The organism is Saccharothrix sp. S26 (assembly GCF_021390395.1).
In the GTDB taxonomy this organism is placed as follows: domain Bacteria; phylum Actinomycetota; class Actinomycetes; order Mycobacteriales; family Pseudonocardiaceae; genus Actinosynnema.
The window spans coordinates 86,833-110,488 of the sequence record NZ_JAJUWT010000028.1; the positions used below are offsets into that span (position 1 = coordinate 86,833).

Sequence of the window (23,656 nt, forward strand, 5' to 3'; positions counted from 1 at the left end):
TGCACGAAGACACCCGCTTCGAGCGCGAAGTTGTGGTAGCCGTCGACCGTCAGGTCGTAGACGTCCGCGGTCTCGGTGAGCGGTTCGACCGAGGCCACCGCGTGGTTGGCGTGGGCAGCGGCCTCCCGGAGGCGACCGAGGTCGCTGTCGAACGCCTCCAGCAGGCGTTCGAACTTCGAGCCGGTGCGGGCGTTGGCCAGGCGATCCGTCTCGTACGCCGCGGCGATCTCCGCGTCGGTCAACGACAGGAACGGCCGCAGTCGCTTGAGCGCGGCCAGTCGCTTGCCTTCGCGCTGCTTGGCGACACGCTCCGGCCGGGGCACCGACTCCACGTAGCGACGCCGCCCCGCCCGGGCCTTGGCCAGGTGGTCGTTGTCGGGGTCGAGCATCCGCAGCTTCATCCGCAGCGAGTGCCGTTCCCCGAACTCCGGGTGCTCCTCGTGCCATGCGATCACCGCGGCCCGTTGGCGTTCCCGCTCGGCGGGGTCGGAGAACTGTTCGACCGTCTTCCGAGAGCGCCACGCCAGCAGGTCCTCATCGGCCCATTGCCGCTTCGACCTCTCGCTCCACTCCGCCCGGCGACCCGGCTGGGCGAAGAACGACCGCACCCGCTCGGCCGCGGCTTCCCGGTGTTCGGGGTGCGCCCAGTACGCCGCCTGCCGCTCGCGCATCCGCTCGGCGTACTCGGCCCGCTCGTCCGGGTCGAGCTGCGCGTACCAGTCCTGGAACCCCTGCTCGATTCGCCGCCGGAACTCCGGGTCGGCGTTCAGCGCCGCCAACCGCGCCAGGCACGCCTGGCGGAAGTCCGGGTCCTTCCACTGCGCCGACAGCATCGCCGACTTGAACTCCAGGCCGCCCTCGGCCAGCCAAGCCCGGTAACCCGCGTGAACGTGCTCGCCCATCATCGGGGCGTGCAGGGCGGCGTGGTCGTCCCACGTCATCCGCCGGAGGTTGCGCGGGTCGTTGTTGCGCTTGTCGACGTCCACCTGGTGACGGACGGTGCCGTTGTCGGCGCTGTCGAGGCCGTGCCGGAGGTTGTGGGCATCGGCGAGGTAGTGCGTGTAGACCCACTCCTGGCGGTCGTTCATCCAGACCCGCTCGTAGCCCTCGAGCTTGTCACCCGAGCTCTTGGCCGAGACCGACCGGTACAGCGGCATCAAGGAGTCGCCCGGCTGGAGCTGGTCCGCCCGCCGGTACGAGCCGTCGCGCAGCCGGAACAGGTGGTCCGGGGTGCAGCGGACCGATTCGCCGCTGTCCAGGGTGACGCGCACCAGAGGTGCGTCACGTTTGGTCAGCCGGGGCTCCACGAGCGGTGCGACGACGACGCGACCGGCGCGGTTGGTCGTGTAGCCGAAGTGCGTGACGCCGCGTTCCCAGTCGGCGGCGAGTTCGGCGAAGCTCATCGCACGTCCCGAGGCCAATGCCACCAGCGTGTCACCGGTGAAGCACCCGAGGGCGCTGTCGCCCTCCACGAGGAACAGCTCGCTGCGGGAGACGCCGGTGGTGCGGCAGTCGACCAGCTTCGCGGGCATCGCCGCGCCTTCCAGGGCCGTCTTGCGGCGCGCGGCGTCCTTCTGCTGCTTCTGGGTCAGGCGGACGCGGGAGGCGTCGACGACCTTCTGCAGGACGACCTTGGCCTCGGCCTTGGTGCGGCGGTCCTCGGTCCACGCCTTGATGTGCTTCTCCACCACGCCGAGCGTCACCTTGGTGATGCCCGCGGTGGACAGCTCGTCCTTGGTCTGGGAGGTGAACTGCGGTTCGGGGATGCGGACGTGGACGACGGCGGTCATGCCTTCGAGCACGTCGTCCAGCGTCGGCGGGTCCTCCTTGGGCTTGAGCAGGCCCCTGGTCTTGCCGATGGCGTCCTGGACGGCCTTGAGCACGGCGCGGTCGAAGCCGCGGCGGTGGGTGCCGCCGTGCACGTTGCGGATGGTGTTGGTGAAGCACTCGACGATCCGCTCGTAGCCGGTGCCCCAGCGCAGCGCGATCTCGACCTCGGCCTGGCGTTCGACCTTGGACCGCATCACGCCGTTCTCGTCGGCCGCGTTCTCGTGGTAGACGCCGGTGCCCGTGATGAGCAGCGTGCCGGTGACCGGCTTGTCGCTCGACGGGGCGAGGTGGTCGACCATGTCGACCAGGCCGCCCGGGAAGTGGAACGTCTCCTCGTCGATCCCGTCGTCGGTGGCCACCCGCAGCACGTAGGTGACGCCGGGGACGAGGAAGGCGGTGTTGCGCAGCTTCGTGCGGACGGCCTCGACGTCGAGCGCCGCGCCGTTCTCGAAGTAGCGGGCGTCGTGCCAGTAGCGGATGGACGTGCCGGTGCGCTTGGTGCGGCCGGTGACGCGCAGGCCCGACTGGCGGGTGAAGGCGGCGTCGGGGCCGGGGCCGTCGAACACGCCGGGGACGCCGTGCGCGAACGACATCTCGTGCGTCTTGCCCTCGCGGCGCACGACGACGTCGAAGCGGTGCGACAGGGCGTTGACGGCGGACGCGCCGACGCCGTGCAGGCCGCCGGAGGTCTTGTAGCCGGAGCCGCCGAACTTGCCGCCCGCGTGCAGCCGGGTGAGCACGAGCTCGACACCGGACAGGCCGGACTTGGCGTGGACGCCGGTGGGGATGCCGCGGCCGTCGTCGTCGACCTGGACGCTGCCGTCGGCGTGCAGGGTGACGACGACCTTGGTGGCGTGCCCGGCCACGCCCTCGTCGGTGGAGTTGTCGACCACCTCGGTGAACAGGTGGTTGACGCCCCTGCTGTCGGTGGACCCGATGTACATGCCGGGGCGCTTGCGCACCGCCTCCAGACCCTCCAGGTGGGTCAGGTCGTCGGCCCCGTACAGGATCTCAGCGGTCACCGGGTCGTTCTCCCCAGGTCGTGGCGTGTGTCGAGCGGCGTTCACGGTAGCCGAGGCGGGCACGTCGTCGGCGCGGTGCCCGGCGTCCGGATACGGTGTCGGTGGTGCACCCGTGATCTTGTCATACTCTCGAACACAGGTTCGAACATGGAACCACGACGGAGCAAGCGCGCCCCAGGGGGTCTTTCGGGGCGGGATACCCGGCACACGTCCGCACCACCCCTGACGAGGGCGTGGTTGGTCGCTTCGGCGCTCAGCGGCGTGCCGTCGACCGTGCACGCCCTGGTGACCGGTGGTGACGTTCTGCGGTCGACGCGCGCGGCGGCCTCCCTGCTCGGCGGCACGGGCGTGATCCGCGGCGCGGTCGCGCACCTCGGCGTGTCGGCGGGTTGGACCGCGGTGCTGGCGGCGGTGGACCGGCGGTGGCCGTTGGACGCGCGTCGGGGCGCGGTGGCCGGGGCGGTGATCGCCGCGCTGGACCTGGAGGTGGTCGGGCGGTGGTTCCCGGCGGTCCGCGCGTTGCCCCGGGCGGCGCAGTGGGCGGACCACGTGGCGTTCGGCGCGCTGGTCGGAGCGGTGTTGCGGTCCACTGTGGACGACCACGTGGAGTGCCCTACGCCCGATCGGGTGTCACCCGCGTAGAGTGCTGACGTTCCCGCGCTGTCGTGCCTGGAGGTGATCGGGCGCCTTGAAGTTCCGACGTGCCGCACCGAAGGAGCGTGCCCCGCAAGTGGAGCCCGTGGTCGAGCGAGAGCCCGTGGTCCAGACCGCGCCGCCCGCACCCCCGCCGGCACAGTTCTCGGCCTCGTTCGCGGGCGCGACGCTGGTCGTCGGGCCGCCCGGCGGTCCCGGTCCGGCCGCGGTCGCGCTGGCCCGGGGCCTGCCGGTCGACCGGGGCCGCACCGTGGTGGTGGTCGACCCGCCCAACGGCGACGAGGCGTCGTTCTGGCCGGCCGTGGCCGCCGCGCTCCAGGGCAGAGGACCGGTGCGGTTGATGACGCCGCACTCCGGCTCGATGCGGCCGACCGCGCCCGCGCAGTGGCTGGCCGAGCAGTTGCAGGTCGAGGTCGTGGCCCCCGACGGCGCGGTCACCACCGTGCCGGGCGTGGCGTTCGTCGCGAGCAACGGCGGTTACGGCTGCTGGCTGCGGTTCCTGCCGGGCGCGTCGCCGGTGCCGATGGGCAGGCGGTTCCCGGTGCCGAACTGGGAGGCGGTCGACCCGAACACGCCGTGGCCCACGGGCGAGGTGGGCATCTCCGAGCCGATCCCGGCGGGGCTGTGGCTGCGGGCGCAACGCGTGCCGTTCGACCCGCAGGCACCGGACGTGCGGGCGGTGATCGGGCTGCCGTGCCGGGACAACGTGCTGACCGTCGTGGTCGGCGGTCCGGGGCAGCCGCCCATCCCGATCGACGAGGTGTGCCGCCTGCTGGGCGGGCTGCCGTCGGTGGCGCGCTCGCGCGTGCGGCTGGTCTGGTACGGCGGCGAGCACCAGGCGCAGGCGGTGGCCGACCAGCTCGGCGAGCCGATCTCGCTCTACACCGGTCTGCCGGTGGGTGCGTTGCGCAGCGGCGCGGCCGTGGTCGCGGTGAACCCGCGCGGGCAGCAGACCTGGCGGCCGTACGTGACCGAGGTGCGGTACGCGCCGGGCGGCACGCCGGTCGTGTCGGGCTACCGGGTGCCGGTGCCGGGGCTGGTGGAACGGGGTCCGGGCGTCTACGACCTCGGTGGCGGCGTGGTGCTGGAGGTCGTGCCGTCCGGGCTGTGGGTGCGTGAGGCGGAGGACAACGGGCCCGAGGTGCGGTCGCTGCCGGTGGACCCGGAGTGGGCGCGGCTGACCGTCGGCACGCCGGGTCGCACGACGGCGGGCGCGGTCGCGGTGGCGGGCGCGTCGCTGGTGGAACGGCTGGAGCCGGAGGTGCGGCGGCTGCTCAAGGTCGTGTTCTGCGACCCGACGCCCATGCCGCGCCCGCCGGTGGCCGAGGAGGAGCCGCCGCCGGTGTCGGCCGACGAGACCGTGCCGCTGAGCGTGGACGGCCCGCTGGCGGACTCCCCCGCGCCGGAGTGGGGCGAGCGGGTGGGCGACGAGGTCGTGCCGGTCGACCACCGCAGCACCGAGCAGGAGCGCGACGCGGTGCGCCGGATGCTGGGCGAGCGGTACGGCGAGCACGCGGCGGTGGCGTGCCGGCACATCGTGGAGCGCCCGGACGACCCGGAGGCGTTCGAGGCGGTGGTGACCGACCTCGCGGCGGTGTCGGCGTTCCTGCGGCACGACGAGGAGGTGCTGGTCGAGGCGCTGCGCAGCGGGAAGCTGGGCAGGCTGTGGCCGTACGCGGCATCGGTGGTGTCGGGGCTGCGGCGGCTGCCGGCGCACCAGGGCGTGACGGTGTGCTGGGGTGAGGCCCGCCGGTTCCGCACGGGTGACGTGCTGGTGGAGCACGGGCTGCTCAACACGGTGGCGGGTCCGTCGGTGCCGTTCGACGGGCGGGTGGAGTTCCTGCTGTGGTCGGCGACGGGTCGACGGGTGTCGGTGGTGGACTCGTTCGGCGGCGTGGTGCAGGAGCGGGTGCTGTTCCCGCCGGGCACGGCGTTCAAGGTGCTGGCCGTGGTGGAGGCGGAGGAGTCCGCGCCGATGCAGGTCATGGCGCAGGAGGTGGTGGGCCGCCACCACGAGCTGCCGCCGGGCGTGCTGGGCAGCCTGGAACGCGCCGCCGTGGCGCTGCGCAACCACGCCCGCGCCACCGCCTGACGCAGGGGCGCGGTCACGCGGACTCCGGGTGGGCAGGGGTTCCGGTCAGTAGGCCACGGCGCGGTCGGTGAAGTGCGGTGCCGGGGTGAGGCCCGCGGAGGCCGGGTAGGAGATGCGGTCGGGCACGCCGTCGGAGGTGTAGCGCTGCGCGGGCGCGGCGGCCAGTTGGTCCAGCCACACCGCGGAGCCGTAGCGGGCGTCCTCGCCGGTCGGGTCCTGCGAGCGGATGCGCGGTGTGGTCGTCGGGTCGAAGTCGGCCGCGAACGGTGACGGGGCCGGTCCCGCGCCCACCATCAGCACGCACGCGTACTCGTACGACGTGCCGTCGGAGCCACCGCGCAGGGCGAGCGCGCCGTTCGAGGGGATCGCGCCGAACGGCAGCGCCAGGGTCGACACCCGGTAGTCCGGCACGGCCCGCTGGATCTCCCGCTGCCCGGCCGCGATCGCCTCCTGCACGCCCCGCTCGTCGGCCGAGGCCAGGTTGGTGTGGTCGCGCGTGTGGTTGCCGATCTCGAACCCGTGGTCGCGCAGCCAGCGCAGGGCCGCGCCGTCCGGTGACCCGAACGGCCCGGCGTTGACGTACAGGCTGGCCACCGGCCGGAAACCGGGGTGCCGCGCGGCCACGTCCAGCAGGATCGCGATGGCCGTGCCGGGCACGGGCGCACCGTCGGGGCCCAGCGCGAACTGCGTCGCGTCACCGTCGTCGAAGGTGAGCACGACCGGGTGCGCGCCGGCCGGGAGGTCGATCTTCCCGGTCGCGTACTCGGCGGTCGTCACCGGCACGTACCCCTCGGCGGCCAGCCGTTCCAGCTCGGCGCGGAACGCCGCCGGCGTCCGGTCGTAGACCGAGGACGGCCGCTCGACCAGCCGGTGGTACATCAGGATCGGCACCTGGCCGAGCTCGTTCGCGCCCACGGCGGCCGGGTCGGGCGGCGCGGACGACGACGGCGCCGCGTCGGACGGCGGCGCGGACGACCCGGGCGGCGGCAGTTGCGCCGCGGCCTCGTCGGGCGCGGGGTTGGCGGCGCACCCGCAGCACAGGGCCGCGAGCAGCGCCACGACGGTCCGGACGGGCGTGCCTGACGTGGTGTTCACAGTCGGATGGTTCCGCCTCGCCACCGCTCCGACACCGGGTTACACCCCTTCGGATGACCTTGGGTTTGCCGCCGTGCCTCCTGGTCAAGTCGCTGGTAGCCGATGACCTGACCGGATCGCCGATGCCCCACCCAGATCGGAGTCACCCGATGTCGGATTCGCCCCGGAAGCTCAAGCGCGTGCTGATCCCCGTGGTCGGCGTCGTGGTGCTGCTGCTGATCGCGGGAGTCGTCACCACGATCGTGCACGGCCGCGGCGTCGGGCTCGCCGTGGCGGACCTGGGCGACGGCAGCGCTGTCACTCCTTCGGGTGTCGAGCGCGTGTCCATCACCACCGCGGAGGCCGGCGGGCTCGACCGTGTCACCGTGCACGTGGACGGACAGCCGGTGCAGGCGCGACGCGCCGACGGCCGCATGACGTTGACCGGGGTCAAGCTCGCCGAGGGCAGGCACGTGCTGTCGGTGCGGGCGGCCAACCCGCTGCCGTGGATGCCCGACGCGCAGGTCCAGCGCGAGTTCACCGTGGACGCCACACCGCCCGTGCTGAAGGTGGAGTCGGCCGAGGCCGGGTCGCCGCGCGGGCCGGTGACGGTGAAGGGCAGCGTGGAGGGCGCGGACTCGGTGAAGGTCGGCGACCAGCCGGTGCAGGTGCGCGACGGCAGGTTCGAGGCGTCGCTGAAGGAGGTGCCGGCCAGCGTCCGGGTCGAGGCCGGCGACGCGGCGGGCAACGCGCAGCGCCAGGACGTCCCGGTCAAGGTCACCCACCCGGGGATGCGGGGTGTGCACATGAGCGCCGCCGCGTGGGCCACGGCGTCGTTGCGCGACCCGGTGCTGGCGATGGCGCGCGAGGGCCGCATCGACACCGTGCAGCTCGACATCAAGGACGAGAGCGGCGAGATCGGCTACGACTCGCAGGTGCCGCTGGCCCGGCAGATCGGCGCGAACCGCACGTACTACGACGCCCGTGCCGTGGTCGACGAGCTGCACAAGCTCAACCTGCGGGTGGTCGGCAGGTTGGTGGCGTTCCGCGACCCGGTGCTGGGCAAGGCGTCGTGGGAGTCGGGCGCGCGCGACCGCGTGGCGCAGAACTCGTCCGGCGCGCCCTGGTCGGCGCACTACGGCCAGTACGCGTTCACCAACTTCGCCAACCCCGAGGTGCGCGCGTACAACACCGCGATCGCCGAGGAGGCCGCGTCGCTGGGCTTCGACGACGTGCTGTACGACTACGTGCGGCGGCCGGACGGCCCGCTGGGGCAGATGGTGTTCCCGGGCCTGGCCACCAGCCCCGAGCAGTCCATCGTGGACTTCCTGAAGGAGAATCGGGCGGCCGTGCGCAAGCACGGCGCGTACCTGGGCGCGTCGGTGTTCGGCATCGCCGCGCACAGCCCGACGGACGTGGCGCAGGACATCCCGGCCATCGCGGCGCACGTGGACTACGTCTCGCCGATGGTGTACCCGTCGCACTGGGGTCCGGGCGAGTACGGCGTGGGCAACCCGAACGCGCAGCCGTACGAGATCGTGCGGGCGTCGGTCGCGGACTTCGTGCGGATGACCCAGGGCACCGGTTCGACGGTGATCCCGTGGCTCCAGGCGTTCTCGCTGGGTCACGCTTACGGGCCGGCCGAGGTGCAGGCGCAGGTGCGCGCCACGGCGGACGCGGGCGCGCCGTCGTTCCTGCTGTGGAACGCCGCCTGCACGTACGGCTCGGCCGGGTTGGAGCCCGCATGAGGACGGTGCCCCTGCTGCCCTACCTGACCGGGGTGTGCCTCGCGGCGACCGCGGTGCTGGTGCTGGACGTCGGCATCCAGGCGCGGCCGGCCACCGTGGCGTGGCCCGCTTCCGGTGTCGTGCCGAGCACGCCCGCGGCCGTCGACCGGGTCGGGAGCGCGCCACCGGTGGAGGCGTTGCGCTCCGGCGCGGACCTGCCGCCGGGACCGCCGTTCCCGGAGCACGGCTCGGGCACGTGGCACGTCGTGCCGCCGCCGGGGGTCGGCGGGACGTCCGGCATCGCCTACGCCGTGGAGGTGGAGGACGGGGTGGTGCTGCCGCACGGCGACGACTCGTTCGCCGCGGTGGTGGACCACGCGTTGCGGCACCCGCGCGGGTGGGCGGCCCGGCACGCGTTCCGGCGGGTCGGCGAGGGCGTGGATCCGCAGCTGCGGATCCGGTTGACGTCCCAGCGGACGGCGCGGTCGCTGTGCGGGTTCGAGCTGCCCTACGACACGTCGTGCCGGGTCGGGTCGGTCGTGCACCTCAGCACGGCGCGATGGTTCCGGGGCGCGCACACCTACGGCGGTGACCTGCGCGGTTACCGGATCTACGCGGTCAACCACGAGGTGGGGCACTTCCTCGGCCTCGGCCACGAGGTGTGCCCGGCCGACGGCGCGCCGGCGCCGGTGATGATGCAGCAGACGTTGAGCGTGGACAACGACGGCCTGGCGTCGATCACGACCGGGAGCGACCAGGGCGTCGCGGTCACCCCGGACGGGAAGGCGTGCCTGCCCAACCCGTGGCCGTGACGCCGCGGGCGGGCGGGCCCTGGTCGCGTCGGCCCCGCGCCGTCCACCCCGGACGGCGCGGGTGAGCCGATGCCACGGCTGCCGTCGCGCGGACGCGCCTCCGCGCGACGGCAGCCACGCGGGTCACTGCGCCGCGGCCGTCCCGGCCCGCTGCTCGGCGACCAGGTCGCGGTACCAGTGGAAGCTCGCCCGGGGTGTGCGGACCAACGTGTCGTAGTCGACGTGCACGAGGCCGAACCGGTGCTTGTAACCGTGCGCCCACTCGAAGTTGTCCAGGAACGACCACACGAAGTAGCCGCGCAGGTCGACCCCGGCGGTGATCGCGTCACGCGCCGCCGCGAGGTGGGTGCGCAGGTAGTCGATGCGCTCCTGGTCGAGGAACCCGGGGTGGTCCGGGTACACGCACCCGTTCTCGGTAACGTACACCGGCGGCAGGTCGGGGTAGCGCTCCTTGAGCCCGACCAGCGTCTGGGTGAGCCCTTCGGGCTCGACCGGCCAGTTCATCGCGGTGCGCGGCACGTCGGGCAGGCGGGTGGTGTCGATGCCGATGTCGATCGACGTCCGGGTGGCCGGGTCGGGGTCGCGGTGCGGCGCGTCGGCCACGTGCTGGCGGTAGTAGTAGTTGATGCCCACGTAGTCCAGCGGCGTGGAGATCAGCTCCAGGTCGCCGTCGCGGCGGAACGACAGGTCCGTGACGCCGGCGAACGTCTCCTCGTAGTCCTCGGGGTAGCGGCCCGCGAACAGCGGCTCGGTGAACTGGCGGCGCAGCAGCAGGTCGTGCCTGCGTGCCGCGGCGACGTCCGCGTCCGAGGAGGTGACCGGGGTCGACGGCGACTGGTTGAGCACGATGCCGAACTCGTGGCCGGGCGTGCCGCGCATCGCCCGCACCGCGAGGCCGTGCGCGACCAGCAGGTGGTGCGCGGCGGCGAGCGACCCGTGGCCCTCCCGCGCGCCGGGCGCGTGCCTGCCCTCGCCGTAGCCGACGATCGAGGACACGTACGGCTCGTTGAACGTGGTCCACTTGGAGACCCGGTCACCCAACGCGTCGTGCACGACCACCGCGTACTCGGCGAACCGCTCGGCGGTGTCGCGCGACCGCCAGCCGCCCAGCTCCTCCAGCGCCTGCGGCAGGTCCCAGTGGTACAGGGTGAGGAACGGCTCGATGCCCCGCTCCAGCAGCCCGTCGACGAGCCGGCTGTAGAAGTCCAGCCCGCGCGGTTCGACCCGGCCCGCGCCCTCGGGCACGATCCGCGGCCAGGCCACCGAGAACCGGTAGGCGTCCACGCCGAGCTCGCCGAGCAGCGCCAGGTCCTCGGGCATCCGGTGGTAGTGGTCGCAGGCGACCGCTCCGGTGTCGCCGCCGGCGACCGCGCCCGGCACCGCGCCGAACGCGTCCCAGATCGACGGTCCTCTCCCGTCGGCGTCCACGGCCCCTTCGATCTGGTAGGCCGAAGTGGCGACGCCCCAGCGGAATCCTTGGGGGAAGTCGGTCATCCTTTGAGAGCTCCTTGCATGATCCCGCCGACGATCTGCCGGCCGAACAGGAGGAACACCGCGAGCACCGGCACGGTGCCGATCGTCGCCGCGGTGAGCACGAGGGTGTAGTCGGTGGTGTAGCCGCTGGCCAGGGTGTTCAGCGCGGTCTGCACGGTGGGGTTCTCCGGGGTCAGCACGACCAGCGGCCAGAAGAAGTCGTTCCACGCCTGCATGAACGTGAACAGGCCGAGCACGGCGGCGGCCGGGCGGGCGGCGGGCAGCACCACGTGCCAGTACAGGCGCAGCGAGCTGCACCCGTCCATCCGGCCCGCTTCCAGCAGCTCGTCGGGCACGGCGCGTTCGAAGTACTGGCGCATGAAGAACACGCCGAACGCGGTGACCAGGCCGGGCACGATGACCGCGTGCAGCTCCCCGGCCCAGCCGAAGTCGCTCATCATCATGTACAGCGGGATGACGCCGAGCTCGGTGGGCACCGCCTGGGTGGCGACGACCAGCAGCATGAGCGCGGACCGGCCGCGGAACCTCAGCTTGGCGAAGGCGAAGCCGGCGAGGGTGGAGAAGAACACCACCGACAGCGTGATGGTCCCCGACACGATCAGCGAGTTCATCATCGCCAGCGCGAAGTCCGACTGGTCGAACACCCGCGAGATGTTGGCGAACAGGTTGCCGCCGGGCACCAGCACCGGCGGCACGCTGCTGACCGAGTCCGGTGTCTGCGACGACACGACCAGCGACCAGTACACCGGGAACGCCGACCCGGCGAGCACCGCGATCAGCGCCGCGTAGGTCCACGGTCCGGGCATCCGCAACGCCCTGCGCCGCCCGGACGGCGCGGGCGCCTGGGGCGCCAGCGGTTCGAGCACGGTGGTCATGGTGTCCTCTCAGTCCGTCCGGATGCGGCGCGCGGCCAGGTAGCTCAACCCGGTGATGGCGACCGTCGCGATGAGCAGCAGCCAGGCGATGGCCGACGCGTAGCCGAAGTCGAACTTCGCGAAGCCCTGCTCGTAGAGGTAGAGCGCGGCGGTCTGGAACTGGCGGTCCGAGCCGCCGGTGGCGGCGCCCGCACCGGGGTTGAACAGCAGCGGCTCGGCCAGCAGCCGCATGTTGCCCGCGGTGGCGATCACGGTGGAGAAGATGATCTGCGGGCGCAGCATCGGCACGGTGATGCGCCAGAACTGCTGCCACGAGGTCGCCCCGTCCAGCCGGGCCGCCTCGTACACGCTGGTCGGGATGGCCTGCATGGAGGCCAGGAAGATCAGCGCGTGGTAGCCGGTCCAGCGCCACACCACCATCGCGGCGATGGCGGTGTGGGAGCTGCCGGTGCCGGCCTGCCAGTCGATCCGGCCCGCGCCGAACAGCTCCAGCACCCAGTTGATCAGACCGAAGTCGCGCCCGAACAGCTGCGCGAAGATGATCGTCACCGCGGCCACGGAGGTGATGTTGGGCAGCAGCACGCCCATCCGGAAGAACGTCCGGCCGCGCAGCCGCCGGTTGAGCAGCTGCGCGATGCCGAGCGCGAACAGGATCTGCGGGACGGTGGTGAGCAGCCACAGGCTCAGCGTGTTGCCCATCGCGTTCCAGAAGTACGGGTCCGCGGTGAGCAGTTGGACGTAGTTGTCCACGCCGATGAACGTGGCCGCGTCGCCGTCGAGCAGGTTGCGGTCCTGCAACGACACCCAGGCGGTGTAGAGCAGGGGGAACAGGCCGAACACCGCGAACAGCAGGAAGTACGGCGCGATGTAGGCGTACGGCGCGTACCGGGTGTCCCACCGGTGGCGGCGTTCGCGCCAGTCCGTCTTCATCAGTCCTCGAGCCTCTTGACGTCGCCCACGAACTGGTTCCAGGACTCGTCCGGGCTCTGCTTGCCCTGCTCGACGCGCTGCATGGCGTTGCCGAGCTCGGTCTGCACGTCGCCGGCCTTGGGGCCCTGGTACTGCGGCTTCAACGCGCGGGCGGCGTCGGTGAAGACCTTGCCGACGGGCGCGTTGTTGAAGAACGGGTCCTGCTTCTTGGCCACCGACTCCTCGCTGTACAGCTTCGGCGTGGACGGCAGCAGGCCCGCGGTGGCGAAGACCTTGGCCTGCTGCTCGGGCGCGGTGAGCCAGGCGGCGAGCGCGACGGCCTTGTCGGTGTTCTTGCCCTGCTTGGGCACGGTCAGGTACGAGCCGCCCCAGTTGCCGCCGCCGCCGGGCACGGCCGCGAGGTCCCACTTGCCCGCGGTGTCGGGCGCCTGGTCCTTGATCTTGGCCATCATCCACGCCGGGCACGCCAGCGTGGCGAACTGGCCCTGCTTGAAGCCGGTGTTCCACTGCGGGGTGCTGTGCAGCAGCCCGGCGGACAGGCCGTCGGCCACGCCCTGGGCGACGAGGTTCCAGCCCTTGCGGATGTCGGCGTTGTCGCCCACGACGATCTTGTCGTTCTTGTCGTAGTAGCCGGTGGGCGCCTGGCCGACGATCGCGTTGAGCACGGTGGGGCCGCCGTCGAAGAACTTCGCGCCGGCCGGGGCCTTGGCCGCGAACTGCTTGCCGGTGGCCATGAACTGCTCCCAGGTCGGCCACAGGGCGGAGACCTGGTCGCGGTCGGACGGCAGGCCGGCGGCCTCGAACAGGTCGCGGCGGTAGCAGATGGCCAGGCCGCCGATGTCGGTGCCGTAGCCGATCTGCTTGCCGTCCTTGGACAGCGAGCCCTCCCACTTCCAGTCCAGCCAGCGGTCCTTGACCTCGGAGCCGAGCTCGACGAACTGGCCGGGGTTGGCCTTGAACTGGTTGATGTAGCCGACGTCGACGGCCTCGATGTCCGCCGCGCCGTTGTTGGTGGCGAGGTGGGCGGCGAGGTTCTTGTGGTGGTCGGAGTAGGAGGCGGTGCGGTCGGTGATGTCGATGTCCGGGTGCGCCTTCTCGTACTCCTCGAACAGCTGCTGGTAGCCGAAGTTGCCGAACAGCCCGATCGTGATCCTGGTCTTGCCGTCGCTCGCGCCGCCGCCGCAGCCGGCGGCGACCAGGGCGGCCGCCAGCAGGGTCGCGCCGACCAGGGTCGGAGTTCGTCTCATAACGCGGTTCTCCCTCTCCATCGCTGAGCGGGCCGTTTTCGGGCACGCCGAACACGCGCAAGGTCGTTCCGGGGGTTTCCGGCGAATTCCGGCCGTGGTCCGCACCCGGCCGGTGTGGTGTACATGACAGCCCCGCGGCCGCGACACCGTCAAGTAACGAACCGATAACCCAGCCGTTCCCCGCCTATGACGTTTCCGCAGGTGATACCGTGTCCACCCTGGTCAGGACACACCGGCTGAACGCGTGAAACCGGTTACAAAGAAAGGGCCGAAGATGACCACCATCCGTGAGATCGCCCAGCTGTGCGGGGTGTCGGTGGCGACCGTTTCGCGCGTTTTCAACCAGCCGCTGACGGTCAGCAAGGAAAAGCGCGAAGTCGTGGAGCGGGTGGCCCGGGAGCTCGACTACCGGCCCAACGAGTCGGCGCGCGCGTTGGCCACCAAGCGGTCCGGGCTGATCGGCCTGGTGTGGGACACCGACCACCGCAGGCCGGGCTGGCGGCACCCGTACCTGCAGGAGCTGCTGATCGGGTTGAAGTCGGCGTTGAGCGCGCACGGCTACCACCTGCTGATGCTCGCCACGAGCGGGTCGGCGGCGCTGCGGGCGGTCGGCGCGTCGCTGGCGGACCCGGTGGCGTACGTGAACATGACCCGGCGGCACCACCTGGGCGGGCTGGTGCTCATCGACAGCGGGTCGGACGCCCCGGCGTTCGCCGCGTTCGCCCAGTCCGGGCTGCCGTGCGTGGCGGTGGACGTGGACGTCGACGGGCCGCGGGCGACGTACGTGACGTCGGACAACGTCGGCGGCGCCGCGATGGCGGTGCGGCACCTGGTCGAGGCCGGACACCGGCGGATCGCCACCATCACCGGGCCGCGCGCCAACCGCCCGGCGGCCGACCGGCTCGACGGGTTCCGCGCCGCGATGGCCGAGGCGGGCCTGGCCGTGCCGCCGGAGTACGTGGTGGAAGGCGACTTCTACCGGCCCAGCGGGCAGTCGGCGACGCGGTCGCTGATCGCGCTGCCCGAGCCACCGACGGCGGTGTTCTGCGCCGGCGACGAGATGGCGGTGGGCGCGCTGCTGGCCGCGCGCCACGCGGGGCTGCGGGTGCCGGACGACCTGGCGGTGGTGGGGTTCGACGACATCGAGCTGGCCGCGCTGGTCGAGCCGCCGTTGACCACGTTGGCGCAGGACAAGGCCGGTATCGGGGTGGCGGCGGCACGGGCGGTGCTGACCATGGTGCACGGCGGGGAGAAGCCGCCGCCCGCGTTCCTGCCGACCAGGCTGGTGGTGCGCTCGTCGAGCCGGTGAGGCTCCTCAGCAGGCCGGCGGCGGGGTGCTGCCCGGCGGGCCGAACTCCAGGCGCAGGGAGTCCGTGCGGGGCACGACGAACGCCGTGCCGGCCGACGAGTGCCACGTCGCGGGCAGGAACACGTACTGGCCGCCGGACTGGAGCAGCAGCTTCAGGCCGTCGTAGCGGTACTTGTAGGCCGTGTCGGGCCCGGCGCACGCCACCTGGCGCACGCCCTCGCCGGACAGGGTGAGGCTCTGCTCGCTGTAGAGCACCACGCCCGGCATGCCCGGCACCCGCGCCTCGACCTCGAAGCCGCGGCGCGTGCCGACCGCGCTCGAGTAGTCGCCGACCGCCCAGAACAGACCGATGCTGACCAGCAGGAACGCCGCCACCGACTCGGCGACGCCGAACGCCGCGCCCTTGCGGCCGCGTCCCGCGGTCAGGCTCCACCGCCGCCACGCGAACGCCAGCAGCACGATGCCGACCGCGAACCCCAGCCCCGGCAGGCCCGGGTAGGCCCGGAACGGCTCGGGGTCGACCGTGATCGGCAGCGTCACCGCCAGCAGGGCCAGGCCGAGCACGGCGGCGACGGGTGTGCAGGCCCGCAGGAACGCCGACCACTGCCGCGCGGACAGCCGAGTGCGCAGGTAGCGGGCGAGGAACGTGACGGCCAGGACGCCGATCGCGATGCCGGCCAGCGGCAGGAACAACCCGTCCGCGCCGCGGGCCAGGATCTCGTCCGGGGTCTGGCTGAGCAGCGTGTAGTGCACCCGGAAGTGGGCGAAGAACACCTGCGTGGCCACCAGGCCGAAGAAGTACAGCAGGGCGGTCAGCAGGGTCGTGTTGGCGACCACCGAGGCCATGATCCGCAACGCTCGCGCGGGCCCGGTCGGCGGCACGACCGGGTCGGGCACGGGCTGCGCCGGGCTCGCGCTCCGGCGGGCGGTCACGGTGGTCACCGCCCGCCGCCCGTCGTCCCGGTGGTCGGCTCGGGCGTGGTTGCGGACGTCGGGTGCACGGGCGTGGTCCCCTCCGACGACGTGGTCGTCTCCCCGGTGGTCTCGCCGAAGCACGGCCTGCCCCGGAAGATCCGCACCGTCCCGCCGGGTTGCACGCTCGCGGGCCCGCCGTCGGGAGGCGCGCCCGGCGAGATCTCGTCGACGCAGTTCCCGCCGGCCCGGGGGGCGATCGTGACGGTCACGCCGCACAGGTCCCGGTCGCACCCCCGGTTGCCGCGGATCCTCTCCTCGATCGTCGACTTCGTCTCCTCCGCGCCGGTGCCGAGCAGCTGGGTGGTGTCGTACTTGATCGGGCTGCCGGGCACGCCGGGCGGGTTGGCGCTGCCCGGCGGGACGCGAGGGCTGGGGATCTGCGGCTGCGAGGGCTCGGGCCGCGTCCCCGATCCGTCCCCGGGCCGCCCCGGCGTCTCGTGCCCGGTGTGCTCCGACGTCGTCGGTTCCGCGGACCGGACCTCGCCCGCCCGTTGCCCGGTCGGCTGCCCCGGCACGGCCGCGCAACCGACCGCCACCGTGCAAGCCAGGATCGTGAACGTTCCTCCGGTCAGCCACCTCATCGGGCCTCACCTGCCCCTGTTGCTCCTTTTGGGTTCACCCATTAGGAGGTTCGGAGCAAGCGTCTGGATACACGCGGCGTGACATCAAGGGCGGAAGACGGCGCGGACGCAGTCGTCCTCCTTGTCCTTGAACAACTGGTAGCCGCGCGCGCCCTCTTCCAGCGGCAGCACGTGCGTGGCCAGGTGGGTGGTGGTCAGCTCGCCCGAGGCCATCCGGTCGAGCAGCATCGGGATGTAGCGCTGCCCGTGCTGCTGCGCGCCGCGCAGGGTCAGGCCCTTGTTCATCACTGCGCCGAGCGGGAACTTGTCGACCACGCCGCTGAACACGCCGAGCACGAACACCGTGCCGCCCTTGCGGCAGTTGTGGATCGCCTCGCGCACCGCGATCGGCCGGTCGGTCTCCAGCTTCAGCTTGCTCTTGACCTGGTCGTAGGCGTACTGCGGGCCGTAGCTGTGCGCTTCGCAGCCCACCGCCTCGATGCACACGTCCGGTCCGCGGCCACCGGTCATCTCCCGCAACGCGGCCCCCACGTCGACGTGCTCGTAGTTGACCGTCTCCAGGCCGAACGCGTTCTCCGCCTGCCGCAGCCGGTAGTCGAAGCGGTCGATCACCACGACGCGTTCCGCGCCGTGCAGCTGGGCCGAGCGCGCCGCCATCTGCCCGACCGCGCCGCTGCCCCACACCGCGACCACGTCCCCGGGCCGCACACCGCCCAGGTCCGCGCCCATCCACCCGGTCGGCGCGGAGTCCGAGGCGAACACCGCGCTCAGGTCGTCCACGGCCTCCGGGATCGCGATGGCGTTGTGGTCGGCGAACGGCACCCGCACGTACTCGGCGTGGCTGCCCTTGAAGCCGCCCATGGCGTGCGAGTAGCCGAAGATCCCGCCGGGGTCCGCGCCCCACAACGCCTGCGTGATGCCGGGGTTGGTGTTGGTGTTGTCGCACAGCGACCACAGGTCGTTGCGGCAGTAGTAGCACTGCCCGCAGCCGATGAACGAGGCCACCACCACCCGGTCACCGGGCTTGTGCCGGGTCACGTCCGGTCCTACCTCGACCACCTCGCCCATGAACTCGTGCCCGATCACGTCACCGGCCTGCATGAACGGGATGTGCCCGGTGAGCAGGTGCAGATCCGAGCCGCACGCGGTGCTCAGCCCGACCTTCAGGATCAGGTCGCCGTCGTTGAGGATCTTCGGGTCGGGCACGTCCTGCACCCGCACGTCGTTGACGCCTTCCCAGCACAAGGCCCTCACAGCCGCCCCTCCCCCGCCGACTTGCCGATCACCGCGCGCAGCACCCGCCCGGCCGGTCCGGGGTGGGTCGTGGACGGCGTGTCGGGTCGGATGACCGTGCCCGTCTCCAGCAGCGACTTCATCTGGCGCAAGGCCACGCGCAGGTCCTCCCTCGACACGTCGTCGTCCTTGGGCACCGCCAGCACCTCGGTGCCCCGGCCGCCGGGGGCGGGGCGGAAGCGCACGTCCACGCGGCCGCGCAGCTCACCCATCGGGCCGGGCAGCCGCGGGGGCCCGGTCACCGCGTCCAGCGGCCGGTCCACGGTCACCGCCAACCAGTGGTCGGACCGGCCGCGGCGCAGTGCGCGCCGGCGTGCCGTCATCCGCCGGCCGACCACCACCGCCGCCCCCACGCCCGTGGCCGCGACGGCTTTCATGGCTGCCTTCATCGCTCCGCCTTTCGTCACCGAACCCGGCGAGTACCCACCAAGCCGCGACTCACTCGGGATGGGCGGCGCTGAACGGTCCGCACCGCCCCGGGCCGCGCCCCTCACCCCGGCAGGGTGAACGTCTCACCGCGGTCGACGCAGGTGACCGCCACCGGCGGCTTGCGGCGCTCGACCGCGGCGACGAAGTCCGACAGCGGCGACTTCATCACGCTGTAGTCGTCGAAGTGCACCGGCACGGCCTGCCGGGGCGCCAGCAGCTCCAGCAGGTCCACGCCCTGCTCGCCGTCCATCGTCAGCAGCACGCCCAGCACCTTGGTGCCCCCCAGGTGCAGCACCGCGACGTCGATCGAGGGGTAGCGCTCCCGGATCTCGCGCAGGTCGTCGTGCACGAGGGTGTCGCCGCTGAGGTACAGGCGCAGCGGCTCGGCCGCGGGCGTGGCCCGGTACTCGACCATGCTGCCCATGACCGGCGGCAGCAACCGCGCCAACCGGCCCCGCGCGTGCCGACCCGGCAACGACGTCACGGTCACGCTCGCGCCGCCCTTCTCCAGCCGCAGGTCCGCCCACGTGGACAGCGCGACCGGCTCCCGGAACCCCCGCCGCGCCAGCCTGCGCGCCGCGTGCGGCGTGGTCAGCACGGGCAGGTCGCGGTCCAGCTCCCGCGCGGCGACCCGGTCGAAGTGGTCGCCGTGGAAGTGCGACAGCACGACCGCGTCCAACGGCGGCAGCTCGCCGATCCCGATGGCCGGGTCGGTCCGCCGCCGCGCCACCACGCCCTGGCCGATGTGCGTCCACTGGCCCCGGTGCAGGAAGTTCGGATCCGTCAGCAGCGTGAAGGGGCCCAACCGCAGCACCGCGGTCGCGTTGCCGACGAAGAACAGCGAGTTCATGGCGGCGGGGTGCCCGCACCCCGCCGGCTCAACCCACCCGTCCCCGATCCGCCTCGCGAGCGGCCCCGGTCAGACGTTGCGCCGGTACTGGCCGCCCACCTCGAAGAACGCCTCGGTGATCTGCCCCAGCGTGCACACCCGCGCCGCGTCCATCAGCACCGCGAACACGTTCTCCCCCGACGCCGCGGCCTCCTTCAACCGCCGCAACGCGGGCTCGGCCTCGGCGGCGTGCGCGGCGGCGAACGCCCGCGTCCGCTCCACCTGCGACCGCTTCTCCTCCTCCGTCGCCCGCGCCAGCTCGATCGTCACCTGCTCGCGCCCGCCGTCCTCCGGCAGGAACGTGTTCACCCCGATCAACGGCAGCGAGCCGTCGTGCTTGCGCTGCTCGTACCGCATCGACTCGTCCTGGATCCGGCCGCGCTGGTAGCCGGTCTCCATCGCGCCCAGCACGCCGCCGCGCTCGGAGAGCCGGTCGAACTCCGCCAGCACCGCCTCCTCGACCAGGTCGGTCAGCTCCTCGATCACGAACGAGCCCTGCAACGGGTTCTCGTTCGCCGACAGGCCCCACTCCTTGTTGATGATGAGCTGGATCGCCATCGCCCGCCGCACCGACGACTCCGTCGGCGTGGTGATCGCCTCGTCGTAGGCGTTGGTGTGCAACGAGTTCGTGTTGTCGTACAACGCGCACAACGCCTGCAACGTGGTGCGGATGTCGTTGAAGTCCATCTCCTGCGCGTGCAGCGACCGGCCCGACGTCTGCACGTGGTACTTGAACTTCTGCGACCGCTCGTTCGCGCCGTACCGCTCGCGCATCGCGATCGCCCAGATCCGCCGCGCCACCCGGCCGATCACGCTGTACTCGGCGTCCATGCCGTTGGAGAAGAAGAACGACAGGTTCGGCGCGAAGTCGTCGACGTCCATGCCCCGCGCCAGGTACGACTCGACGTAGGTGAACCCATTGGCCAGCGTGAACGCCAACTGGCTGATGGGGTTCGCCCCCGCCTCGGCGATGTGGTAGCCCGAGATCGACACCGAGTAGAAGTTGCGCACCTTCTGCTCGATGAACCACTCCTGGATGTCGGCCATCATCCGCAACGAGAACTCGGTGGAGAAGATGCAGGTGTTCTGCCCCTGGTCCTCCTTGAGGATGTCGGCCTGCACGGTGCCGCGCACGGTCGACAGCGCCCGCGACCTCAGCTCCCGCGCCTCCGCCTCGGACGGTTCGCGGCCGTGCTCGGCGCGGAACTTGTCGACCTGCTGGTCGACCACCGTGTTGAGGAAGAACGCCAGGATCGTCGGCGCGGGACCGTTGATCGTCATCGACACCGACGTGCTCGGCGCGGTCAGGTCGAACCCGGCGTAGAGCGCCTTCATGTCGTCCAGCGTCGCGATCGACACACCCGACGTGCCGATCTTGCCGTAGACGTCCGGCGGGGTGTCCGGGTCGCGCCCGTACAGCGTCACCGAGTCGAACGCGGTCGACAGCCGGGTCGCCTCCGAGCCCTGCGACAGGTACTTGAACCGGCGGTTCGTGCGGAACGCGTCACCCTCGCCCGCGAACATCCGCGCCGGGTCCTCGCCGTCGCGCTTGAACGGGAACACCCCCGCCGTGTACGGGAAGTGCCCCGGCAGGTTCTCCTTGCGCAGGAACCGCAACAAGGTGCCGTCGTCCTCGTAGCGCGGCAACGACACCCGCCGCACCTTGTTGCCCGACAACGTCTCCCGGGTCAGCTTGGTGTGGATCTCCCGGTCCCGCACCCGCACGACCATCTCGTCGCCGCTGTAGGACTCCACCACCCCGGGCCACGCCGCCAGCAGCTCCGCGGACTCCGCGTCGACCTGCTTGCGCGCCGACTCCAGCAGCGACGTGATCGCCGCCGTGTCGTGCCCGGCCGACTCCAGCTCCTCCCGCGCCGCGCCCAGGTGCGCCACCCGCCGCACCGCGTCCACGTGCGTCTCGGTGGCCCGGTGGTAGCCCCGCACCGTCTCCGCGATCTCGGCCAGGTACCGCACCCGCGTCGGCGGCACCACGGTCGCCGCCGACGTCGACACCTTGCCCGTCACGGCCGGCAGCGCGCCCTCGGTCACGTCCAGCCCGCGCTGCGCCAGCTCGCCCCGCAGGTGCTGGTACAGCGCGGTCACGCCGTCGTCGTTGAACGTCGCCGCCGACGTGCCGAAGACCGGCATGTCCTCCCACGAGGCGCCGAACGCCTCCCGGTTGCGCACCAACTGCCGCGCCACGTCGCGGCGCGCGTCCTCCGCGCCCCGTCGTTCGAACTTGTTGATCGCCACCGCGTCGGCGAAGTCCAGCATGTCGATCTTCTCCAGCTGCGACGCCGCGCCGAACTCCGGCGTCATCACGTACAGCGAGAGGTCGACGAACGGCACGATCGCCGCGTCGCCCTGGCCGATGCCCGGCGTCTCGACCACGACCAGGTCGAACCCGGCCGCCTTGCAGGCCGCGATGGCGTCGGACAGGCCGTCGGGCACCTCGGAGCCCGCCCGCCGGGTGGCCAGCGAGCGGAAGAACACCCGGTCGCCGTCCAGGCAGTTCATCCGGATCCGGTCGCCGAGCAGCGCGCCGCCGCCCTTGCGCCGCGTGGGGTCCACCGCCAGCACCGCGACCCGCAGCTTGTCCTGCTGGTCCAGCCGGAACCGGCGCACCAGCTCGTCGGTCAACGACGACTTGCCCGAACCACCCGTCCCGGTGATCCCGAGGACGGGCACCGGGCGTTCCGCCGCGGCGCGGTTCACCCGGTCGTGCACCTCCGCCGGCAGCGCGCCGGCCTCGATCAGCGTGATCGCGCGGGCCAGCACGTCCTCGGCGCCGGTGAACAACCCGTCCCACGACGGCGGCGTCCGGTCGGCCAGCGGGTAGTCGCACGCCTCCACCATCGTGTTGATCATCCGGGCGAGGCCGAGGCGCTGGCCGTCGGCCGGCGAGAAGATCCGCGCCACGCCGCGCGAGTGCAGCAACTCGATCTCCTCCGGCACGATCACGCCGCCGCCGCCGCCGAACACCTTGATGTGCCCCGCGCCGCGCTCGGCCAGCAGTTCGACCAGGTAGGTGAAGTACTCGACGTGACCGCCCTGGTAGGCGCTGATCGCGATGCCCTGCACGTCCTCCTGCACGGCCGCGGCGACGACCTCGCGCACCGAGCGGTTGTGGCCGAGGTGCACCACCTCGGCGCCCTGGGACTGCAGGATGCGCCGCATGATGTTGATCGCGGCGTCGTGCCCGTCGAACAGGCTGGCCGCGGTCACGAAGCGGACCGGGTGCGACGGGGTGTGCAGCGGGGCAGCGGTCACGACTGGCTCCTTCGGCAGCGCGGAACTGCGTCCAGATTACTAGGACATCCGTCTATCGGATGTAGGAGCGAGTTGTGCGACGGGTCACGCGCACGCGACCGGACAAATCAGGCAAATGCGAAGCCAAACCCCCGGCGTCGATCGTTTTCGCAACCCTGGTCGCGCCCCTCCGAGACGACGCGTGTACTTTCCGTCCAAACGGGGTAGAGGATCTTCCATGAGCAGCACACCTATCTACGACGAGCTGGCCGCCATCCTGCTCGCCGACCACCCAGGCACCGCTGACGCGGCGGCGGCCGGGGCACCGCAGGCCGAGCCTGCCGAGGAGCCGTCCAAGCAGGTCAGGACAGGCGGCAGGCGGCGCAAGCCCGAGCCGGACGCCTGACCTTTTTCAGTCGACACTGAAGCTATAGAGCACACTGGGGTCGAACGCGTGTTCGACCCCGGGTTATGCTGGGCCCATGCAGGTGTCGCTGTTCGACGACGGCGCCGACGCGCCCGCGCTGGGCCCGCTCACCGGTGTGCGGCGGACCGAGCTGGGCCACGGCGCCTGGGTCGACGTGCTCCCCGGCTGGCTGACCGGAGCCGACGCGCTGTTCCGCCGCCTGGCCGACGAAGTGCCCTGGCGGGCCGAGCGCAGGCAGATGTACGAGCGCGTGGTGGACGTGCCGCGCCTGCTCTGCTTCTACGACGAGCGCACGCCGCTGCCCGACCCGGTGCTGACGCGGGCGCGCGACGAGTTGAGCGCCTGGTACGGCGAGGAGCTGGGCGAGCCGTTCCGCACCGCCGGGCTCTGCTACTACCGCGACGGCCGCGACTCCGTCGCCTGGCACGGTGACACGATCGGGCGGGGTTCGACCGAGGACACGATGGTGGCGATCGTGTCCGTCGGCACGCCGCGTGCGTTGGCGTTGCGCCCGCGCGGGGGCGGCGGCGCGACCGTCCGGTACGCGCTGGGCCACGGCGACCTGATCGTGATGGGCGGCTCGTGCCAGCGGACGTGGGAGCACGCCGTGCCGAAAGCGGGCAAAGCGGTCGGACCGCGCATCAGCATCCAGTTCCGCCCCCGCGGAGTGCGCTGACCACCGGAAATCTCGTCCTTGTGGAGCATGACCGCCGTCACTACTCTCCCTCTGGGAGCGCTCCCAGAACG

Annotated in this window: 18 protein-coding genes and 2 pseudogenes; 7 read left to right on the forward strand and 13 right to left on the reverse strand. The window is 72.2% G+C overall.

The window, feature by feature from the left end:
* Positions 1-2 precede the first annotated feature (2 nt).
* Together LZG04_RS43195 and LZG04_RS43200 are read right to left on the reverse strand one after the other, a co-directional pair.
* Positions 3-1,472, reverse strand: a pseudogene (locus LZG04_RS43195) (DNA topoisomerase); the annotation flags it as partial.
* Positions 1,449-2,852, reverse strand: a pseudogene (locus tag LZG04_RS43200) (ATP-binding protein); the annotation flags it as partial. The pseudogenes LZG04_RS43200 and LZG04_RS43195, both read right to left, overlap by 24 nt.
* A gap of 237 nt (positions 2,853-3,089) precedes the next feature.
* Here LZG04_RS43200 and LZG04_RS36225 point away from each other — a divergent pair.
* A complete protein-coding gene (locus LZG04_RS36225; protein ID WP_233825738.1) occupies positions 3,090-3,494 on the forward strand; it encodes a hypothetical protein in 405 nt (134 codons plus the stop codon).
* 97 nt (positions 3,495-3,591) lie between these two features.
* Positions 3,592-5,598 (forward strand): hypothetical protein, encoded by a 2,007-nt coding sequence (locus tag LZG04_RS36230; protein WP_233825740.1) that lies wholly within the window; start codon positions 3,592-3,594, stop codon positions 5,596-5,598.
* Positions 5,599-5,643: 45 nt separating this feature from the next.
* Here the strand turns inward: LZG04_RS36230 and LZG04_RS36235 are convergent, their stop codons facing one another.
* Entirely contained in the window at positions 5,644-6,693 is a 1,050-nt protein-coding gene (locus LZG04_RS36235; RefSeq protein WP_374202962.1) for a polysaccharide deacetylase family protein, read from the reverse strand.
* A 149-nt stretch (positions 6,694-6,842) separates the two neighbouring features.
* Between LZG04_RS36235 and LZG04_RS42160 the strand changes: the two genes are divergently transcribed.
* Positions 6,843-8,420, forward strand: a complete 1,578-nt coding sequence (locus LZG04_RS42160) for a putative glycoside hydrolase (protein WP_267938754.1) — start codon at positions 6,843-6,845, stop codon at positions 8,418-8,420.
* Entirely contained in the window at positions 8,417-9,211 is a 795-nt protein-coding gene (locus LZG04_RS36245) for a DUF3152 domain-containing protein (protein WP_233825742.1), read from the forward strand. Before LZG04_RS42160 ends, LZG04_RS36245 begins: the two co-directional genes overlap by 4 nt.
* 123 nt (positions 9,212-9,334) lie before the next feature.
* Here the strand turns inward: LZG04_RS36245 and LZG04_RS36250 are convergent, their stop codons facing one another.
* Genes LZG04_RS36250 through LZG04_RS36265 form a run of 4 tightly spaced genes read right to left on the reverse strand, consistent with a single transcriptional unit; the run spans position 9,335 to position 13,757 of the window.
* The gene (locus LZG04_RS36250) at positions 9,335-10,705 is read right to left on the reverse strand and encodes a GH1 family beta-glucosidase (protein WP_233825744.1); all 1,371 of its coding nucleotides are present in this window, start codon (positions 10,703-10,705) and stop codon (positions 9,335-9,337) included.
* Positions 10,702-11,580 (reverse strand): carbohydrate ABC transporter permease, encoded by an 879-nt coding sequence (locus tag LZG04_RS36255; protein ID WP_233825746.1) that lies wholly within the window; start codon positions 11,578-11,580, stop codon positions 10,702-10,704. The genes LZG04_RS36250 and LZG04_RS36255 overlap by 4 nt, the downstream gene beginning before the upstream one ends.
* A gap of 9 nt (positions 11,581-11,589) precedes the next feature.
* Positions 11,590-12,510, reverse strand: coding sequence for a carbohydrate ABC transporter permease (locus tag LZG04_RS36260; protein ID WP_233825770.1), 921 nt, complete (start codon positions 12,508-12,510; stop codon positions 11,590-11,592).
* Positions 12,510-13,757 carry an extracellular solute-binding protein gene (locus LZG04_RS36265; protein WP_233825772.1) on the reverse strand — a complete coding sequence of 416 codons (1,248 nt, stop codon included), beginning with the start codon at positions 13,755-13,757 and terminating at the stop codon, positions 12,510-12,512. The genes LZG04_RS36260 and LZG04_RS36265 overlap by 1 nt, the downstream gene beginning before the upstream one ends.
* A 274-nt stretch (positions 13,758-14,031) precedes the next feature.
* Here LZG04_RS36265 and LZG04_RS36270 point away from each other — a divergent pair, with 274 nt between their 5' ends.
* Complete coding sequence (locus LZG04_RS36270; RefSeq protein WP_233825774.1) at positions 14,032-15,066, forward strand: LacI family DNA-binding transcriptional regulator; 1,035 nt, start codon at positions 14,032-14,034, stop codon at positions 15,064-15,066.
* 6 nt (positions 15,067-15,072) lie between these two features.
* Here LZG04_RS36270 and LZG04_RS36275 read toward each other — a convergent pair whose 3' ends face one another.
* The 6 genes from LZG04_RS36275 to icmF all read right to left on the reverse strand — a co-directional run bounded on the left by LZG04_RS36275 (position 15,073) and on the right by icmF (position 22,503).
* Positions 15,073-15,999 (reverse strand): hypothetical protein, encoded by a 927-nt coding sequence (locus tag LZG04_RS36275; RefSeq protein WP_233825776.1) that lies wholly within the window; start codon positions 15,997-15,999, stop codon positions 15,073-15,075.
* 5 nt (positions 16,000-16,004) lie between these two features.
* A complete protein-coding gene (locus LZG04_RS36280) occupies positions 16,005-16,622 on the reverse strand; it encodes a hypothetical protein (RefSeq protein ID WP_233825778.1) in 618 nt (205 codons plus the stop codon).
* 84 nt (positions 16,623-16,706) lie between these two features.
* Positions 16,707-17,876: a zinc-dependent alcohol dehydrogenase gene (locus LZG04_RS36285; protein ID WP_233825780.1), complete on the reverse strand. Its 1,170-nt coding sequence runs from the start codon at positions 17,874-17,876 to the stop codon at positions 16,707-16,709.
* Complete coding sequence (locus tag LZG04_RS36290) at positions 17,873-18,304, reverse strand: hypothetical protein (protein WP_233825782.1); 432 nt, start codon at positions 18,302-18,304, stop codon at positions 17,873-17,875. The genes LZG04_RS36285 and LZG04_RS36290 overlap by 4 nt, the downstream gene beginning before the upstream one ends.
* Positions 18,305-18,405: 101 nt before the next feature.
* Positions 18,406-19,194: an MBL fold metallo-hydrolase gene (locus tag LZG04_RS36295; protein ID WP_233825784.1), complete on the reverse strand. Its 789-nt coding sequence runs from the start codon at positions 19,192-19,194 to the stop codon at positions 18,406-18,408.
* Positions 19,195-19,263: 69 nt separating this feature from the next.
* Positions 19,264-22,503, reverse strand: a complete 3,240-nt coding sequence (gene icmF / locus LZG04_RS36300) for a fused isobutyryl-CoA mutase/GTPase IcmF (protein WP_233825786.1) — start codon at positions 22,501-22,503, stop codon at positions 19,264-19,266.
* A gap of 217 nt (positions 22,504-22,720) precedes the next feature.
* Between icmF and LZG04_RS36305 the strand changes: the two genes are divergently transcribed.
* Positions 22,721-22,888, forward strand: a complete 168-nt coding sequence (locus LZG04_RS36305; protein ID WP_233825788.1) for a hypothetical protein — start codon at positions 22,721-22,723, stop codon at positions 22,886-22,888.
* A gap of 76 nt (positions 22,889-22,964) precedes the next feature.
* Entirely contained in the window at positions 22,965-23,585 is a 621-nt protein-coding gene (locus LZG04_RS36310; RefSeq protein WP_233825790.1) for an alpha-ketoglutarate-dependent dioxygenase AlkB, read from the forward strand.
* The last annotated feature ends 71 nt before the right edge of the window (positions 23,586-23,656 follow it).

Bases quoted from the DNA above. Each gene is read 5' to 3' on its own strand.
- LZG04_RS42160 (WP_267938754.1), top strand. From the start codon at position 6,843: ATGTCGGATTCGCCCCGGAAGCTCAAGCGCGTGCTGATCCCCGTGGTC.
- LZG04_RS36245 (WP_233825742.1), top strand. From the start codon at position 8,417: ATGAGGACGGTGCCCCTGCTGCCCTACCTGACCGGGGTGTGCCTCGCG.
- LZG04_RS36250 (WP_233825744.1), bottom strand. From the start codon at position 10,705: ATGACCGACTTCCCCCAAGGATTCCGCTGGGGCGTCGCCACTTCGGCC.
- LZG04_RS36255 (WP_233825746.1), bottom strand. From the start codon at position 11,580: ATGACCACCGTGCTCGAACCGCTGGCGCCCCAGGCGCCCGCGCCGTCC.
- LZG04_RS36260 (WP_233825770.1), bottom strand. From the start codon at position 12,510: ATGAAGACGGACTGGCGCGAACGCCGCCACCGGTGGGACACCCGGTAC.
- LZG04_RS36265 (WP_233825772.1), bottom strand. From the start codon at position 13,757: ATGAGACGAACTCCGACCCTGGTCGGCGCGACCCTGCTGGCGGCCGCC.
- LZG04_RS36270 (WP_233825774.1), top strand. From the start codon at position 14,032: ATGACCACCATCCGTGAGATCGCCCAGCTGTGCGGGGTGTCGGTGGCG.
- LZG04_RS36280 (WP_233825778.1), bottom strand. From the start codon at position 16,622: ATGAGGTGGCTGACCGGAGGAACGTTCACGATCCTGGCTTGCACGGTG.
- LZG04_RS36290 (WP_233825782.1), bottom strand. From the start codon at position 18,304: ATGAAGGCAGCCATGAAAGCCGTCGCGGCCACGGGCGTGGGGGCGGCG.
- LZG04_RS36295 (WP_233825784.1), bottom strand. From the start codon at position 19,194: ATGAACTCGCTGTTCTTCGTCGGCAACGCGACCGCGGTGCTGCGGTTG.
- LZG04_RS36305 (WP_233825788.1), top strand. From the start codon at position 22,721: ATGAGCAGCACACCTATCTACGACGAGCTGGCCGCCATCCTGCTCGCC.
- LZG04_RS36310 (WP_233825790.1), top strand. From the start codon at position 22,965: ATGCAGGTGTCGCTGTTCGACGACGGCGCCGACGCGCCCGCGCTGGGC.